The organism is Acuticoccus mangrovi (assembly GCF_016411865.1).
Lineage (GTDB): Bacteria > Pseudomonadota > Alphaproteobacteria > Rhizobiales > Amorphaceae > Acuticoccus > Acuticoccus mangrovi.
Map to the genome: position 1 here is coordinate 149692 of NZ_JAEKJA010000015.1, position 15905 is coordinate 165596.

14 protein-coding genes are annotated in these 15905 nt (G+C 69.4%); 8 read left to right on the forward strand and 6 right to left on the reverse strand.

The genetic code is table 11. The features are described 5' to 3' along the window. Positions 1-11: 11 nt before the first annotated feature. Positions 12-485 carry a MarR family winged helix-turn-helix transcriptional regulator gene (locus JCR33_RS17190; RefSeq protein ID WP_198883346.1) on the reverse strand — a complete coding sequence of 158 codons (474 nt, stop codon included), beginning with the start codon at positions 483-485 and terminating at the stop codon, positions 12-14. Next, entirely contained in the window at positions 485-1234 is a 750-nt protein-coding gene (locus tag JCR33_RS17195) for an SDR family NAD(P)-dependent oxidoreductase (protein ID WP_198883347.1), read from the reverse strand. Before JCR33_RS17195 ends, JCR33_RS17190 begins: the two co-directional genes overlap by 1 nt. Before the next feature lie 68 nt (positions 1235-1302). Here JCR33_RS17195 and JCR33_RS17200 point away from each other — a divergent pair, with 68 nt between their 5' ends. The 3 genes from JCR33_RS17200 to JCR33_RS17210 all read left to right on the forward strand — a co-directional run bounded on the left by JCR33_RS17200 (position 1303) and on the right by JCR33_RS17210 (position 5998). Next, positions 1303-3654 (forward strand): bifunctional salicylyl-CoA 5-hydroxylase/oxidoreductase, encoded by a 2352-nt coding sequence (locus JCR33_RS17200; RefSeq protein ID WP_198883348.1) that lies wholly within the window; start codon positions 1303-1305, stop codon positions 3652-3654. 148 nt (positions 3655-3802) lie between these two features. Beyond that, complete coding sequence (locus JCR33_RS17205; RefSeq protein ID WP_198883349.1) at positions 3803-5092, forward strand: glycoside hydrolase family 3 N-terminal domain-containing protein; 1290 nt, start codon at positions 3803-3805, stop codon at positions 5090-5092. Between the two features lie 84 nt (positions 5093-5176). Next, on the forward strand, positions 5177-5998 hold the full coding sequence (locus JCR33_RS17210; protein WP_198883350.1) for a methyltransferase domain-containing protein: 822 nt from the start codon (positions 5177-5179) through the stop codon (positions 5996-5998). A gap of 27 nt (positions 5999-6025) precedes the next feature. On the opposite strand, the gene speE is transcribed toward JCR33_RS17210, so the two are convergent. Together speE and speD are read right to left on the reverse strand one after the other, a co-directional pair. Further along, positions 6026-6883, reverse strand: coding sequence for a polyamine aminopropyltransferase (gene speE, locus JCR33_RS17215; RefSeq protein WP_198883351.1), 858 nt, complete (start codon positions 6881-6883; stop codon positions 6026-6028). Positions 6884-6886: 3 nt separating this feature from the next. After that, positions 6887-7276, reverse strand: coding sequence for an adenosylmethionine decarboxylase (gene speD, locus JCR33_RS17220; protein ID WP_232372639.1), 390 nt, complete (start codon positions 7274-7276; stop codon positions 6887-6889). A gap of 277 nt (positions 7277-7553) precedes the next feature. Here speD and JCR33_RS17225 point away from each other — a divergent pair, with 277 nt between their 5' ends. The 5 genes from JCR33_RS17225 to JCR33_RS17245 all read left to right on the forward strand — a co-directional run bounded on the left by JCR33_RS17225 (position 7554) and on the right by JCR33_RS17245 (position 15190). After that, on the forward strand, positions 7554-8117 hold the full coding sequence (locus tag JCR33_RS17225; protein ID WP_232372640.1) for a PadR family transcriptional regulator: 564 nt from the start codon (positions 7554-7556) through the stop codon (positions 8115-8117). A gap of 8 nt (positions 8118-8125) precedes the next feature. Further along, a complete protein-coding gene (locus tag JCR33_RS17230) occupies positions 8126-9211 on the forward strand; it encodes an efflux RND transporter periplasmic adaptor subunit (protein WP_198883352.1) in 1086 nt (361 codons plus the stop codon). Beyond that, positions 9208-12810: an efflux RND transporter permease subunit gene (locus tag JCR33_RS17235; protein ID WP_198883353.1), complete on the forward strand. Its 3603-nt coding sequence runs from the start codon at positions 9208-9210 to the stop codon at positions 12808-12810. The genes JCR33_RS17230 and JCR33_RS17235 overlap by 4 nt, the downstream gene beginning before the upstream one ends. A gap of 93 nt (positions 12811-12903) precedes the next feature. Next, the gene (locus JCR33_RS17240; RefSeq protein ID WP_198883354.1) at positions 12904-14817 is read left to right on the forward strand and encodes an ABCB family ABC transporter ATP-binding protein/permease; all 1914 of its coding nucleotides are present in this window, start codon (positions 12904-12906) and stop codon (positions 14815-14817) included. A 55-nt stretch (positions 14818-14872) separates the two neighbouring features. Further along, complete coding sequence (locus tag JCR33_RS17245; RefSeq protein ID WP_211110368.1) at positions 14873-15190, forward strand: hypothetical protein; 318 nt, start codon at positions 14873-14875, stop codon at positions 15188-15190. Positions 15191-15203: 13 nt separating this feature from the next. On the opposite strand, the gene JCR33_RS17250 is transcribed toward JCR33_RS17245, so the two are convergent. Then, entirely contained in the window at positions 15204-15500 is a 297-nt protein-coding gene (locus JCR33_RS17250; protein ID WP_198883356.1) for a DUF1467 family protein, read from the reverse strand. Then, positions 15500-15904: a methylmalonyl-CoA epimerase gene (gene mce, locus JCR33_RS17255; protein ID WP_198883357.1), complete on the reverse strand. Its 405-nt coding sequence runs from the start codon at positions 15902-15904 to the stop codon at positions 15500-15502. Before mce ends, JCR33_RS17250 begins: the two co-directional genes overlap by 1 nt. Position 15905: the final 1 nt, after the last annotated feature.

The following is a 15905-nucleotide window of genomic DNA, read 5'->3' on the forward strand; positions in this document are numbered from 1 at the left end:
GAAGCGGTCGCTCACGTGGCCTCCTCGACGCTGGTGCGCGCTTCCTTCAACAACGTCGACAGAGCGGCGCGCGAGGCGTCGTCGAGCCCGGCGAACAGCCCCTCGACCCAGCCCCGATGGGCTTTCGCCATGGTGTCGAACAGCGCCCGCCCCGCCGAGGTCAGCGAGACCACGGCCGAGCGACGGTCCTCCTTGGCGACGCGGCGCTCCACGAGGCCGTCGTCCACCAGGCGGTCGACGAGGCCCGTCACGTTGCCGTTCGTCACCATCAGGCGGCGCGACAGCTCGCCGAGGGCGATCGGCTCCGGGGCCTTGGCGAGCTGCGCCATCAGATCGAAGCGCGGCAGGGTCATCGAGAACTCCGAGCGCAGGCGGCGCGACAGCTCGCCCTCGACGCGGTTGGCGGTGGCGAAGAGGCGCAGCCAAAGCCGCAGCGCATCCGCCTCGTCGCGCGCTTCGACGACGGCGCGATTGACCGCGTCCATCACATCACCTCTCCACCGGCGACCACGATCGCCTGCCCCGTGACCGCCGCCGCGCCCGGCCCGACGAGCCAGCGCACCGCGTCGGCGACCTCCTCCGGTGCGACGAGGCGGCCCATGGGGCTCGTGGCGGCGAGCGCGGCGCGGGCGTCGGCCTCGCTGCGGCCGGTCTTCGCCATGATCCGGGCGACGCTCGTCGCGGTCATCTCCGTGTCGGCGAAGCCGGGGCAGACGGCGTTGGCGGTCACCCCCGTCTTCGCCGTCTCGAGCGCCAGCGAGCGGATCAGGCCCAGAACGGCGTGTTTGGTCGCCGCGTAGGCGCCGGCATAGGCGTAGCCCTTCAATGCCGCGGTGGAGGCGATGGCGACGATGCGGCCGAACCTGCGCTCCAGCATCCCCGGCAGCACCAGGCGGATCGCGGCGAGCACGCCCGCCACGTTGACCTCGAAGAGGCGGGCGAGCAGCTCCGGCTCGGTCTTGACGATGGGGGCGGTGTCCGACGCTCCGGCGGCGGCGACGAGCACGGTGACGGGACCGAAGCGGGCCTCGGCCGCTTTCACGGCGGCGGCGAGCGCGGTAGCATCGGTGACGTCGGCGGCGAAGGCCGCCGCGCTGGGGAGGTCGCCGGCGGCCGCCTCGAGCGGACCGAGCCGCCGCCCCAGAAGGGATGTGCAATAGGTGGGCCCGAGCGTCGCCGCCACCGCGCGGCCGAGCCCGGTACCACCGCCCGTGATCAATACATGCCCGTCCATGGCGCCAATGTGCGCTTGTCGGGAAGTTACTTCAAGCCTAAAATAATGGCGTCAACGGGAGAATGGCGATGCGCATTGCGGTGATCGGCGGCGGCCCGGCCGGCCTTTATTTCTCGATCCTCTACAAGCAGACCGATCCGAAGGCGGAGATCCGCGTCTTCGAGCGCAACCGCCCGTCCGACACGTTCGGCTTCGGCGTGGTGTTCTCTGACGAGACCTTGCAGAACTTCGAGGCGCACGACGCCGAGAGCTACCGCCTCATCACGAGCCGCTTCGCCTACTGGGACGACGTTGAGGTGAACTTCAAGGGCAGCCGCTACCGCATCGGCGGCAACGGCTTCTGCGGCTGCTCGCGCAAGACGCTGCTGGAGCTGTTGAATTACCGCGCCTCCGAGCTCGGCGTCGAGATCGTCAACGGCACCGACCTGTCGATCGACGAGATCCTGACGCTGTCAGAGGAGTGCGACCTGGTGGTCGCCGCGGACGGCATCAACTCGATCGTGCGCCAGCACTTCATCGAGCACTTCAAGCCGTCGACCGACCTGCGCCCCAACCACTTCTCGTGGATGGGCTCGACCCGCCCGCTCGACGCCTTCTCCTTCTTCTTCGAGAAGAACGACGACGGCCTCTTCATCGCCCACGCCTATCAGTACGAGCCGGGCGCCTCCACCTGGGTGATGGAGACGGACCCCGAGACCTTCGAGCGCGCCGGGCTCGGCCGGATGAGCGAAGCGGAGAGCGCGCGCTATCTGGAGGGAGTGTTCGCCGAAGCGCTCGACGGGCATCCGCTCCTCATCAACCGCTCCATGTGGCGCAACTTCCCGATGATCCGCAATGAGCGCTGGACCATCGGCAACATCGTCCTCCTCGGCGACGCCAAGGCGACGGCCCACTTCTCCATCGGCTCCGGCACCAAGCTCGCCATGGAGGACTCCATCGCCCTCAACGACGCCCTCGCCCGCCATCGCGACGTCGCGACCGCCCTCGCCGCCTTCGAGACCGGGCGCCGCGAGGAGGTGGAGAAGACGCAGCATTCGGCCGACGTCTCCCTCGTGTGGTTCGAGCGGCTGGGGCGCTATTGGGACATGGACCCGGTGCAGTTCGCGTTTGGCCTGATGACCCGCGCCAAGGCGATCACCTACGACAATCTGGAGCTGCGCGCGCCGGAGTTCGTGGAGGACGTCGCCCGCACCTTCGCCCGCGGCGTGCGGGCGGCGGGCTTCGACGTCGACGTCGAGCACCCGAAGCCGCCGATGTTCCAGCCCTTGCGCCTGCGCGACATGGTGCTCGCCAACCGCGCCGTCGTCTCGCCGATGGACACCTACTCCGCCGTCGACGGCGTGCCGCAGGACTTCCACCTCGTCCACTACGGCGCCCGCGCGATGGGCGGGGCGGGCCTCCTCTACACGGAGATGATCTGCGTCTCGGCGGAGGGCCGCATCACCCCGGGCTGCAGCGGCCTCTATACCGACGCGCAGGAAGCCGCATGGCGGCGCGTGGTGGACTTCGCCCGCGCCCATTCGAGCACCAGGCTGTGCTTCCAGATCGGCCACTCGGGCCGCAAGGGCGCCACGAAGCTGATGTGGGACGGGATCGACCAGCCCCTCGACGAGGGAGCGTGGGAGACGATCGCCCCCTCCCCGATCCCCTATTTCCCCCACTCGCCGGTGCCGCGCGAGATGACGCGGGCCGACATGGACGCCGTCACGGCGAGCTTCGTCCAGGCGGCGGAGCGGTGCGCGCGCCTCGGCGTCGACATGATCGAGGTGCACTGCGCCCACGGCTATCTCCTCGCGAGCTTCCTCTCCCCGCTCACCAACCACCGCACCGACGCCTACGGCGGCAGCATCGAGAACCGCCTGCGCTTTCCGCTCGAGGTGTTCGACGCGGTGCGCGGGGTGTGGCCGCAGGAAAAGCCCATGTCGGTGCGCCTCTCGGCGACGGACTGGGCGGAGGGCGGCATCACCGGCGACGACACGGTGGAGATCGCCAAGGCGTTCGTGGCGCACGGGGTGGACCTCGTCGACGTCTCCAGCGGCCAGACCGTGCCGGAGGCGAAGCCCATCTTCGGCCGCATGTTCCAGACGCCCTTCGCCGAGCAGGTGCGCGCCGAGGCCGGCGTCGCGACGCTCGCCGTCGGCGCCATCACCTCCGCCGACCAGGTGAACACTATCCTCGCCGCCGGCCGGGCCGACCTCGTCGCCCTCGCCCGCCCGCACCTCGTCAGCCCCGCCTTCACCCTCCTCGCGGCCGCCGACTACGGCGTCGCCGACGTCGACTGCCCGCCGCAATATTATGCCGGCCGGGACCAGGCGTTCCGCAACGCGCCGCGCGCTCGGCAGGAATTGAAGGAGCTGAGGTTGAAGGCCCGCCCCCGCCACCGCTATCAATCGGAGCGAGGTCGCGCCGCGGCGGAATAGGCCGCCGCAGCTTGTTCGGCCATCGCTTGTCGTTAAGATTATATTAACTCTGTTCGTTAACGATTTGAGCGGTGGGGCGGCAGCCTCGGCAGACCATGGGAGCGAGCCGATGCGCGGGACGACACGCCGGAGCAGCCTTCGAAGCCTCGTGGCCGTCGCACTCTCGCTCGCGACCGCCGGCGCCGCCATGGCGCAGGCGCGGATTCCCTTTCCGCCCATCGACGGCCTCATCATCCGGTCGGACGACTACCAGCCCCTGCCCCACCCGAAGCCCGGTCTCGTGGCGACCTTCGCGGCCGGCTGCATCCCGACGAGCCCGGAGCTCGCCTGGGCCGCTCTTCCCCGCAGCCTGCGCGAGGTGCCGATCGAGGAGATGATCGGCCAGCTTCTCGTCATCAGCTTCTCCGGCAAGACGGTGAAGGACCCGGGCGTCGCCCTCGCGGCCCGGGAGATCGCCGACGGCAGCATCGGCGGTGTCCTCTATTTCCGCCACAACGTGGGCTCGGCGGCCGACGTGCGGGCGGTGAACGCCCTCTTCACCGACGCTCATCCCGACCTTCCCGCGATGATCGCGATCGACCAGGAAGGCGGCGCGGTGATGCGGGTGAAGCCCAGCGAGGGTGCGCCGGCGACCCCGTCCGCCCGCGACATCGCCACGACGAGCCCCGCCGAGGCGCGCGGTGCCTATCTCGCGATGGCCGACAATCTCGCCGACCTCGGCTTCACCACCAATTTCGGGCCGGTGGTGGATCTGGAGGTGAACCCCGACAATCCGGTCATCGCCCGCTTCGGCCGCGCCTATGGCGCCGAGCCCAAGGCCGTGATCGCCTATGCCGAAGCCTTCATCGAGGCGCACCACGAGGCCGGCATCGGCACGGCGCTGAAGCACTTTCCCGGCCACGGCTCCTCCACCGCCGACAGCCACGAGGGCGCGATCGACCTCAACGCGACCTGGTCGCGGCGCGAGATGGTGCCGTTCCGCGAGCTCATCCGCCGCCACGAGGTGGACATGGTGATGATCGGCCACCTCGATCTCGACGGCCTGTCCGGGCCCGGTGGGTTGCCAGCGTCGCTGTCGCCCAACGCCATCGACGTGTTCCTGCGCGACACCCTCTGCTACGGCGGTCTGGTCGTCTCCGACGATCTCGCGATGGACGCGGTGTCGGCCCGCTGGTCGCCCGAGGAGGCGGCGCTCAAGATGGTCGAGGCGGGCGGCGACATCGCCCTCCTGTCGCTGTCGGGCAAGACGGGGATGGCGCCGGTGAAGGAGATCACCCGCCGTCTCGCCGCGGCGGCCGCCGCCGACCCCAAGATCGCCGACAAGATCCGCTACGCCTACGCCCGCGTGGTGCACCACAAGCTCGACTTCGCCGAGAAGCGCCGCGTGTCGAGCCGCAGCCGCGCACCGACCCCCACCCAGTGGGCGCAGGTCCGCTGAGGCGCTTGCCGCCGACGGCCGCGGACCACTCGTCCGATTGAGAACTGCGCACGCCGCCGGCGGGACAACCGACGAGGGAACCCGATGAGCGACTACGCCGCCTTCGCCCGGCTCGAACGTGACGGCTGGTGGGATGCCGACACCGCCCGCTCCTATGCCGAGGGCTTCGCCGCCGCCTCCGCCCAGTGCGTCCCCGAAATGATCCGTGCCAGTGGCGCGCGCCCGGGCTCCAAGGCGCTCGATCTGTGCTGCGGCCACGGGATCGTCGCCGAGGGGCTCCTTGCGGCGGGAGCCCGGGTCACCGCCCTCGACTTCTCCGCGGCGATGCTGGCGATGACCGCCGTGCGCGTTCCCTCGGTCACGCTCGTGCGCGGCGACGCTATGCGCCTTCCCTTCGCCGACGACGGCTTCGACGTCGTCACCATCGGCTTCGGCATTCCCCATGTGCCCGACGCGGCAGTGACGCTCGCCGAAGCGAACCGGGTGCTGCGGCCCGGCGGGCGCATCGTGCTGTCGGCCTGGCGCGACGTCGGCAGCGCGGGCGCGTTCGGCTGCGTCTACGGCGCCGTGCGCGACCATGGCGATCCGTCCGTCGCTCTGCCGCCCGGTCCCGACGCCCACACCTTCGCCGATCCCGAGCGCGCGTTTCCGGCGCTTCGGGAGGCCGGCTTCCGCACCCCGGAGATCGCCGTGGTGGAGAGCGCCTGGCAGGTGGAGGACCCGGCGGCGCCGTTCGACTACTTCATCGATGGCACGGTGCGGGGCGCGGCGCTGCTGCGGCCGCAGTCCGCCGAGCGGCGGGCCGCGATCCGCGAGGCCGTCGCCGCCACCGTACGCCGCGAGTTCGGCAGCACCGCCCCGTGGCGCGTGCCGGTGCCGGCGGCGATCGTCTCCGCCCTCGCCTGAACGCCGGATCCGTCGAAGCTCAGGTGCTCACCCGAGCGCCGCCGCCACGTAGGGCGGCAGCGCGAAGGCCGCCCGATGCACCTCCGGCGACCAGTAGCGCATCGTCAGGGGATGTTCCCGATGGCGGGCGGTCAGCGTCTCGAGCGACACCCGACGTAGGGCATCGCCGTCGCTCGAGAGGCCGTGCGCCAACGGGCCGCCGGTATAGCTCGGCACGGTGGTGAGGAAGAAGGCGACGTCGCCGAAGACGCCGCGCAGCGTTCCGGCATGGCCCCTCATCCAGTCGGGCGTCAGGAACGGCATGCCCGACTGGGTCACGAGCGCCCCGCCCGGCCGCAACACGCGCCGGCAGTCGCGATAGAACGCCTCGCCGAAGAGCACGGCGCCGGCACCGATCGGGTCGGGCGAATCGACGATCACCACATCGAAGCGATCGGTGGTCGTCGCGACGTGCCGCACCCCGTCGTCGATCACGAGGTCGAGGCGCGGATCCTCGAACGCGCCCGCCGCGACATCGGGGAACTCGGCGACGGCGAGATCGACCACCGCACGGTCGATCTCCACGAGCCGCACCCGCGCCACGTCGTGCCGCAAGACCTCGCGTGCGACGCCGCCGTCGCCACCGCCGATGATCAGCACCTCGCGCACCGCGCCGTGGGCGTAGAGCGGCACGTGAGCCATCATCTCGTGGTAGATGAACTCGTCGGCCGTGGTGATCTGGTAGGCACCGTCGAGCACCATCACGCGACCGAAGGTGAGGTTCTCGAACACGCCGAGATCCTGCGCGCTGTCGAGCACCCGCACACCGTTCTCGGCGCGCAGCACCGTGCGGAAGCCGGCCCGTTCGCTGACGGTCTCGACCACCCACTCGCCGTTGTCAGCCATGTTTCAGATGCCGCGACCGCGCAGAAGCTCGCTGACGGCCACGTTGCTGGCGCTGAAGGCCTCGCGCAGCACCTCCACGCACGCCTCGGGCTGCGTGTCGCCGCACATGAAGATGTCAAGCGCGGCGTACTGGTGCTCCGGCCAGGAGTGGATCGAGATGTGGCTCTCGGCCAGCACCGCGACGCCCGACACACCGCCGTTCTCGTCGAAATGGTGGAGATGGACGTGCAGCAGCGTCGCGCCGGCCACCTCCACGCACCGCCGCAACGTCGCGTCGATGTGGTCGATGTCGTCCAGCCTTTCGCCGCCATAGACGTCGACGATGAGATGAGCGCCGGCGCACCTCACGCCGTCGCGCACCATCACGTGCTCCTCGCCTGCCGTTTCCGGCATCGCGGTGTCCTGCGATGCGTCCCAATCCACGACCTCGTCGATCGCGTCAGCCAAAAGGCGGTGTTGTGCCATCCGCTCCCCGTTCACCCCGAGCTTGCCAATAGTTCCATGACGATAAAATCGTCGACCGCCGATTTCAAGGAATGAAGCGCGCTCAGTGCGCACATCTTTCGCGACGTTTTCGCGCCTGCAGAAATGCTCTTGCGGTGGCTTTCGACAGCCATATATCTCGGCCCGAGATATATCGAACCGGGATATAGCCACGCGAGGATCGCCTTTGTCCACCGATACGCTGAGCCCCGTGAGCACCCTGTGCCTTGCCATTCTCCAATGCGGCGAGGCGACGGGTTACGAGATCAAGAAGGAATCGGTCGAAGGCGATTATCGTTACTTCGTCGACGCGAGCTACGGCTCGATCTATCCGGCCCTCGCCCGCCTTGCCAACGACGGATACGTCACCGTGCGGGAAGAGACCCATCCCGGCCGGCCCATCCGTAAGATCTATTCCATCACCCCGGAGGGGACAGATGCGCTCATTGCCGCACTGTCGCAGCCGCCGGGACCCGACCAGCGCCGCTCCCGCTTCCTGCTCGTCGCAAAGTCCGCGCCGCATCTGCCCGCCGCCGTGGTCAAGGCGGCCGTCGACGAGCGCCGCCGTCTCCTGACGGAGGAGATGGAGCACTTGAGGCGGATCACCGCCGACTATTCGGACGAGCCGAGCGTCGCCTGGATCGTCGGCTACGGGCTCGCCTGCATGGGCACGTCGCTCGACTACCTCGAAAAGAATGCTGACGACCTCGTGGCCATCGCGAAGCCGCCGCTGGCGGACGCGGCGGAATAGGGATCATCATGAACGCCAAGATCATCCTCGCGCTCGTCATCGCGGGCGGCATCGCCGCGTGGATGGCGACGGGAACGCTCGTCGTGTCGGGCACCGCGCAGGAGGCGACACCGCGTCCGCCGGCGGAGCGCTCGGAGGCGAACGACGCCCCCTTCAGCGTGCGCGTCGCGACGCTCACGGCGGTCGATCGGCCGCGCTCGCTCAAGATGCGCGGCCGCACGCGCGCCGATGCGCTGGTCTCGGTGGCCGCCGAGACCGGCGCCCGCATCGCCGAGCGCCTGGCGCACCGGGGCACCAAGGTGGAGCCCGGCGACGTACTCTGCCGCCTCGAGGAAGGCGCCCGCGCCGCCCAGCTCGCCCAGGCGAAGGCGGAGGCCGCACGCGCCCAGCTCGACTTCGACGCCGCCACCAAGCTGCGCGGCCGGGGCTTCGAATCGGAGACCCGCGTTGCCACCACGCGCGCCGAGCTCGACGCCGCCCAGGCGAGCGTCGCCGCGGCCGAGCTGGAACTCGCCCGGACCGTCGTCGAGGCCCCCATCGCCGGCATCGTGCAGGAGCCGATCGCCGAGGTCGGCGCCCGGCTCGCCGTGGGCGACGTCTGCGCCACCATCGTCGATGCCGACCCGATCGTCATCACCGGCCAGGTCTCCGAACGCGACATCTCGCAGGTGCGCGAAGGGGTGACGGCCGAGATCACCCTCGTCACCGGCGAGAGCGTGAAGGGCACCGTTGTCTTCATCTCGCGCACCGCCGATGCCGATACGCGCACCTTCACCGTCGAGATCCACGTCCCCAATCCCGATGGGACGCTGCGCGCCGGCGTGACCGCCGAGGCCCGGATCCCGCTGCCCGCGATCAAGGCGCATCGCCTGTCGCCCGGCATCCTCACCCTCGCCGACAACGGCGCGGTGGGCGTGCGCACGGTCGGCGAGGACGACAAGGTCGCCTTCATGCCGGTCAAGATCGTGATGCAGGACACCGAAGGCTTCTGGGTCACCGGCCTTCCCGACGTCGTCACGGTCATCACCGTCGGCCAGGACTATGTGATCGACGGGCAGACCGTCGACCCGGTCAAGGAAGCGAACGACGCATGAATGGCTTGCTCGAAGGGCTGCTCAGTCGGCCCCGCAGTCTCATCACGCTCCTGCTCTTCCTCGTCACCGCCGGCGCGGTCGTCTACACGACGATCCCCAAGGAGGCTAACCCGGACATCGACGTCCCCGTCTTCTACGTGTCGATCACCCAGCAGGGCATTTCGCCGGAGGACGCCCAGCGCCTCCTCGTAAAGCCGATGGAAAAGGAGCTCCGCGGCCTCGACGGGCTGAAGGAGATCCGCGCCGTCGCCTCCGAATCCCACGCAGGCATCATCCTCGAGTTCGAAGCCGACTTCGACAAGGACGAGGCCCTCGCCGACGTGCGCGACAAGGTCGACCAGGCGAAGGCCGACCTTCCTGAGGACGCGGAGGAGCCGACGATCACCGAGACCAACTTCTCGCTGGTCCCGACGATCGTCGTCGCCCTCTCCGGCGACGTTCCCGAGCGCACCCTCTACCAGCGCGCCAAGGAGCTTCAGGACCAGATCGAGGCGATCCCCACCGTGCTCTCGGCGGATCTTTCGGGGGCGCGCGACGAGCAGCTCGAGGTGCTCGTCGATCGCACGCTGATGGAAAGCTACGGCCTCAACCCGGTGGAGCTCCTGCAGTCGCTTCAGCGCAACAACGCGCTGGTGCCGGCCGGCTTCATCGACACCGGCGAGGGCCGCTTTTCGGTGAAGGTGCCGGGCCTCGTGGAGACCCCACAGGACGTCTACTCGCTGGTCATCAAGCAGCAGGCCGAAGGCGTCGTCACCGTCGGCGACGTCGCCACCGTGCGGCGCACCTTCGAGGACCCCACCACCTTCACCCGCGTGAACGGCCGCCCCGCGATCACCATCGAGGTGGTGAAGCGGCTCGGCGAGAACATCATCGAGAACAACCAGGCCGTCCGTGACGCGGTGGAGGAGACCACGGCGGACTGGCCCGATTCGATCAAGGTCGACTACCTGCTCGACCAGTCGAACTTCATCTACGAGGTGCTCGGCAGCCTCGAGGCGTCGATCTCCACCGCCATCGTGCTCGTCATGATCGTGGTGGTGGCGGCGCTCGGCTTCCGCTCCGCCCTGCTCGTGGGCATCGCGATTCCCACCTCGATCCTGCTCGGCTTCCTGGTGCTCTCCGGCCTCGGCATGACCGTCAACATGATGGTGATGTTCGGCCTCGTGCTCACCGTCGGCCTCCTCGTCGACGGCGCCATCGTGGTGGTGGAATATGCCGACCGGCGGATCGCGGAGGGCGCCTCCCGGGCGGACGCCTTCCAGGAGGCGGCCAAGCTCATGGTCTGGCCGCTGATCTCCTCCACGGCGACCACCCTCATCGCCTTCCTGCCGATGCTCCTGTGGCCCGGCGTCGCCGGCGAGTTCATGAGCTACCTACCGATCATGGTGGTGATCGTGCTGACGGTGGCGCTCGTCACCGCCATGGTCTTCCTGCCGGTGGTGGGCGCGCTCCTCTCCAACGCGATCATCGCCGGCCTGTTCGCTGGCATGGTGGTCGCGGCGGGCGCGGTGATGCTCCTCGCTCCCTTCGGGGCGATGGCCTACGTGGCGGCCGTCGCTGGCTTCCTCGGCGCCGCGATCCTCACCACCTCGCTCGCCAACCGCTGGGCGGCGCGCCGGCCGAAGACGCCGCCAATCCCGCACGAAACGCTGTTCAACCCGTCCGCGGTGCGCGGCGTCACCGGCCTCTATGTGCGCGTGCTGCGTCTTCTCGCCGGCAACGTCGCCGGCGTCGTCCTCACCGGCGTCGCCGTCGTCGGCATCGCCGTGTGGGTGATGATGCTCTTCAGCGCGAACAACAAGGGCGTGGAGTTCTTCGTCAACGAAGAGCCCGACGTCGCCGTGGTGATGGTGTCGGGCCGCGGCAACATGAGCGCCCGCGAGGCCCTCAACCTCGTCAAGGACGTGGAGCGCGAGGTGCTCGCCGTCGACGGGGTGGAGGACGTCGTGACCAAGGCCTTCCCGTCCGGCGCGAGCTCCGGCAGCGGTGGCGGTATCGGCGACGTGAACGACAAGCCGGCCGACCTCATCGGTCAGCTCCAGGTCGAGCTCGTGAACTATTGCTGCCGTCGCCCGGCGCTCGACATCTTCGAGGACATCCGCGCGCGCACCGCCTTCCCGGGCATCAAGACCGAGGTGCGCAAGGTCGAAGGCGGCCCGCCGACCGGCAAGGACATCCAGCTTCAGGTCTCCTCCAACAACTACGACACACTCCTCGCGGTGACGAAGAGGGTGCACGACCACGTGGCGACGGTCGAAGGGCTGCGCGACGTGGAGGACGACCGCCCCCTCCCAGGCATCGAGTGGCAGCTCGACGTCGATCGCGAGGAGGCCGGCCGCTTCGGCGCCGACGTGCAGACGGTCGGCCAGATCATCCAGCTCGTGACCAACGGCGTGCTCCTGTCGCGCTACCAGCCGGACGATTCGGACGATCAGATCGACATCCGCATCCGCTTCCCCGAGCAGGACCGGACGCTGCGCCAATTCGCCGACCTGCGCCTGCCGAGCTCCAGCGGCCTGGTGCCGATCATCAACTTCATCGACATCACCCCGCAGCAGCGCGTGTCGGCGATCACCCGCATCGACGGCCAGTTCGCGATGACGGTGAAGGCGGACGTCCTCGACCAGCAGGGCTACGACCTCAACGCCAAGATCGCCGAGCTCGACGCGTGGGTGAAGAGCCAGACCTGGCCCGACGGCGTGACCTTCATGTTCCGCGGCGCCAACGAGGACCAGGCGGAGGCGATGGGCTTCCTCATGAAGGCGATGATCGCCTCGCTGGTGATGATGTTCCTGGTGCTCGTCACCCAGTTCAACAGCTTCTACCAGACGGCGCTGACGCTCCTGACGATCATCCTTTCGGTGTTCGGCGTGCTCCTCGGAATGGTCATCACCGGGCAGAAATTCTCGGTCATCATGACCGGGACGGGGGTGATCGCGCTCGCCGGCATCGTCGTCAACAACGCCATCGTGCTGATCGACACCTTCAACCGGGAGCGCACGTTGCAGCCGGACATGCTGACGGCGGTGCTCTCCACCGCGGCGCAGCGCGTGCGACCCATCCTGTTGACCACCATCACCACCATCGCCGGCCTCATCCCGATGGCGACCGAGGTCAACCTCGACTTCTTCTCCCGCACCATCGCGGTGGGCGGCATCACGGCGGTGTGGTGGGTGCAGCTCTCGACGGCGATCATCTCCGGCCTCGCCTTCTCCACCATCCTCACCCTGGTGGTGGTGCCGGTGATGCTGGCGATGCCGGAGACGGTGTCGCGCCGCTTCGGCCGCCGCGGCTCGGCGGCGGCGGCGCCCAGCGCGCCGCTCGCTCCCGCCGCACCGCCGGCCGCGCCCGCCCCCGTCGCGGCGACGCCCGCGCTGCCGATGGTGGCATCCGCCGAGGTGGCACCGGCGCCGACGGTGGAAGAGACGGCCGAGACCTACGCGCAGACGGCCGCCCCGCACCCGCCGGTTGCCGCTCCGGGCCACGCGGCGGCGACGCGGGCCGAAGCCCCGCCGCTCGACGTCTACGCCCCCGTCGTAGCGCCCCAGCGACGGCCGGGGGACGAGCGCCGGCCCCACGTGAAGCAGGCGGCCGAGTAGCCCGCCGGCGCGGCATCCGGGGTGGCGCAGGCCCCTCGGATGCCCTACTTGCGACTTGTTCGCGCTCTAATCATCCCAACACGAGGCGGTCGCATGACCACCACTTCACCAGGCGTCTCGGCCGGCCGCGGCGAGACGCTGAAGGCGCTCCGCCGCCTCTGGCCCTATATGTGGCCGACCGATCGACCGGATCTGAAGGGCCGCGTCGCCATCGCCATCGTGGCCCTGGTGGCAGCCAAGCTCGTCACCGTGCTGATCCCCTACACCTACAAGTGGGCGACGGACGCGCTGACGTCCGGCGAGTTCGGCCCGGCCGCCGAGCGGATCGCCGAGACGACGCCGGGCTGGAACATGCCGGCCTTCATCGTCGCGCCCATCATGCTGGTGATCGCCTACGGGGCGGGGCGCATCCTCTCCACCGGCTTCAACCAGCTCCGCGACGCCCTCTTCGCCCGCGTCGGCCAGCATGCCGTGCGCCGCCTCGCGCGGCGCACCTTCGTGCACCTCCACGACCTGTCGCTGCGCTATCACCTGCAGCGGCGCACCGGCGGCCTCAACCGGGTGATCGAGCGCGGCGTCAAGGGCATCGAAACGCTGGTGCGCTTCACCATCCTCAACTCGCTGCCGACGGCGCTCGAGTTCGCGTTGGTGGCGGCGGTGGTCGCCTACCAGTTCTCCTTCACCTACGTCGGCGTGATCGCGCTCGTGGTGGTCGCCTATGTCTGGTTCACGGTGCGGGCCTCGCAGTGGCGCATCACGATCCGGCGCGAGATGAATGATTCCGACACCGACGCCAACGCCAAGGCGATCGACAGCCTGATCAATTACGAGACGGTGAAATACTTCAACAACGAGGCGATGGAGACGCGGCGCTTCGATCGCTCCATGGCCGACTACGAGACGGCGGCGATCAAGTCGTGGACCTCGCTCGCCTGGCTCAACATGGGGCAGACGGTGATCTTCACCGTCGGCCTCACCGTTCTCATGGTGATGTCGGCACGGGCGGTGATGCGGGGCGAGCAGACGCTCGGCGACTTCGTGATGGTGAACGCGCTGCTGATGCAGCTCGCCATTCCGCTGAACTTCATGGGCTTCGTCTATCGCGAGATCAAGCAGGCCCTCGCCGACGTGGAGGCGATGTTCGCCGTGCTCGAGATCCCGCAGGAGGTGACGGACCGGCCCGACGCCGTCCCGCTTGAGGTCGACGGCGGCACGGTGCGCTTCGACAACGTGTCGTTCCACTACGACCCCGAGCGGCCGATCCTCCACGGCATCAGCTTCGAGGTGCCGGTGGGGCGCACCCTCGCGATCGTCGGCCCGTCGGGCGCCGGCAAGTCCACCATCTCCCGCCTCCTCTACCGCTTCTACGACGTGACGGGCGGCCGCATCCTCGTCGACGGGCAGGACGTGCGGTCGGTGACGCAGGATTCGCTTCGCCGCAACATCGGCATCGTTCCCCAGGACACGGTGCTCTTCAACGACACCATCGCCTACAACATCGCCTACGGCCGGCCCGAGGCCACGCGCGAGGAGGTGGAGGCGGCGGCCGACATGGCGCAGATCGGCGCCTTCGTGCGCGCCCTGCCGCATGGCTTCGAGACCGAGGTCGGCGAGCGCGGTCTCAAGCTCTCCGGCGGCGAGAAGCAGCGCGTCGCCATCGCCCGCACCATCTTGAAGGCGCCGCCCGTCCTGATCCTCGACGAGGCGACCTCGGCGCTCGACACGCGGACCGAGGAGGATATCCAGGTGGCGCTCGACGAGGTGGCGAGCGGTCGCACCACGCTGATGATCGCCCACCGCCTCTCCACGGTGGTGCGGGCCGACGAGATCATCGTGCTCGAGGCGGGCCGGATCGTGGAGCGCGGCACTCACGCCAGTCTGGTGGAGCGCGGCGGCGTCTACGCCGCGATGTGGAACCTCCAGCGCCAGGAGGCGGAGATCCCGCCGCCACCCCCGCAGCCGCCGCGTCCACCCTCGGTGCGCGAGCGCGAGGAGGCGATGCGCTGAACTTTGCCGACGGCCTGGAGTGACATATATCCACTCCATGTGGCGCAGCGTGATTATGTTCATTCTGGCGGTTTCGGCGGCACTGCCTGCGGCGGCGGGCCTCAATCCGTCCGCCGTGGCGCCGGTGGCCACCGCGGGCCCCGGCCCGCTGATCGCGGTGCACGGCTGCCACGCCAACCCGTTCTTCGACGGGCGCGGCTGGCTGCACCGCCACGAGGGGCCCGACTGCCGCACGGTCCCGGTGCGTCCGCTCCTCGGCATCCACATCTGCTCGAAGGTGGCGCGGGCCTGCGAGAAGGCCTGTGGCACGGCACGCCATCCGGGCCGCTGCCTGCGCCTCTGCTACGTGCGCAACGCGCCGCGCGTCTGCTGAGACGCCGCCCGCCCTATTTCGGGATCTCTCCCTTCGGATGGGCGACGACGCCGTCGGCGCTCGGCAACGGCACGTCCTCCAAGGTGAGGCCGCTGGTGAGGACCCAGTAGACGCCGCCGAACACCACGAAGGAAAGCAGCGAGGTGATGATCACCTTGCGCCACATCCGCGGCAAGGCGGGCGCGCCGGGCTCCGCGCCGCTCACCCGCTCATGCGCGGGGTCGGGCCGCCGATCGCCGAACGGCAGCACCAGGAACAAGAGAAGCCACCAGATGATGAAGTAGATGGCGATACCGCTGCCAAGTCCCATCAGACTTCTTCGATCTCCGTCAGCACGCCGCCCATGTCCTTGGGATGGATGAAGAGGACGGGCTTGCCGTGGGCGCCGATCTTGGGCTCGCCGTCGCCGAGGACCCGCGCGCCGCTCGCCACGAGCTGGGCCGCGGCCGCCCTGATGTCGCCCACCTCGTAGCAGACGTGGTGGAGCCCCCCCGCCGGGTTGCGCTCCAGGAAGGCGGTGATCGGCGAGCCGGGGCCGAGCGGTTCCAACAGCTCCACCTTGGTGTTGGGAAGGGTCACGAACACCACCCGCACGCCATGCTCGGGAAGGTCCACCGGGTCGGAGACCTCCGCCCCCAGCGCCTCGGCATAGACCTTCGATGCGGCCGCCACGTCGGCGGTGGCGATCGCCACGTGATTCAATCGCCCGATCATA

What these genes read in the sequence shown, in the direction of transcription:
- speD (WP_232372639.1), bottom strand. Translation starts at nt 7,276, where the DNA reads ATGCCGGAAACGGCAGGCGAGGAGCACGTGATGGTGCGCGACGGCGTG.
- JCR33_RS17240 (WP_198883354.1), top strand. Translation starts at nt 12,904, where the DNA reads ATGACCACCACTTCACCAGGCGTCTCGGCCGGCCGCGGCGAGACGCTG.
- JCR33_RS17195 (WP_198883347.1), bottom strand. Translation starts at nt 1,234, where the DNA reads ATGGACGGGCATGTATTGATCACGGGCGGTGGTACCGGGCTCGGCCGC.
- mce (WP_198883357.1), bottom strand. Translation starts at nt 15,904, where the DNA reads ATGATCGGGCGATTGAATCACGTGGCGATCGCCACCGCCGACGTGGCG.
- JCR33_RS17250 (WP_198883356.1), bottom strand. Translation starts at nt 15,500, where the DNA reads ATGGGACTTGGCAGCGGTATCGCCATCTACTTCATCATCTGGTGGCTT.
- JCR33_RS17230 (WP_198883352.1), top strand. Translation starts at nt 8,126, where the DNA reads ATGAACGCCAAGATCATCCTCGCGCTCGTCATCGCGGGCGGCATCGCC.
- JCR33_RS17190 (WP_198883346.1), bottom strand. Translation starts at nt 485, where the DNA reads ATGGACGCGGTCAATCGCGCCGTCGTCGAAGCGCGCGACGAGGCGGAT.
- speE (WP_198883351.1), bottom strand. Translation starts at nt 6,883, where the DNA reads ATGGCTGACAACGGCGAGTGGGTGGTCGAGACCGTCAGCGAACGGGCC.
- JCR33_RS17245 (WP_211110368.1), top strand. Translation starts at nt 14,873, where the DNA reads ATGTTCATTCTGGCGGTTTCGGCGGCACTGCCTGCGGCGGCGGGCCTC.
- JCR33_RS17210 (WP_198883350.1), top strand. Translation starts at nt 5,177, where the DNA reads ATGAGCGACTACGCCGCCTTCGCCCGGCTCGAACGTGACGGCTGGTGG.
- JCR33_RS17200 (WP_198883348.1), top strand. Translation starts at nt 1,303, where the DNA reads ATGCGCATTGCGGTGATCGGCGGCGGCCCGGCCGGCCTTTATTTCTCG.
- JCR33_RS17235 (WP_198883353.1), top strand. Translation starts at nt 9,208, where the DNA reads ATGAATGGCTTGCTCGAAGGGCTGCTCAGTCGGCCCCGCAGTCTCATC.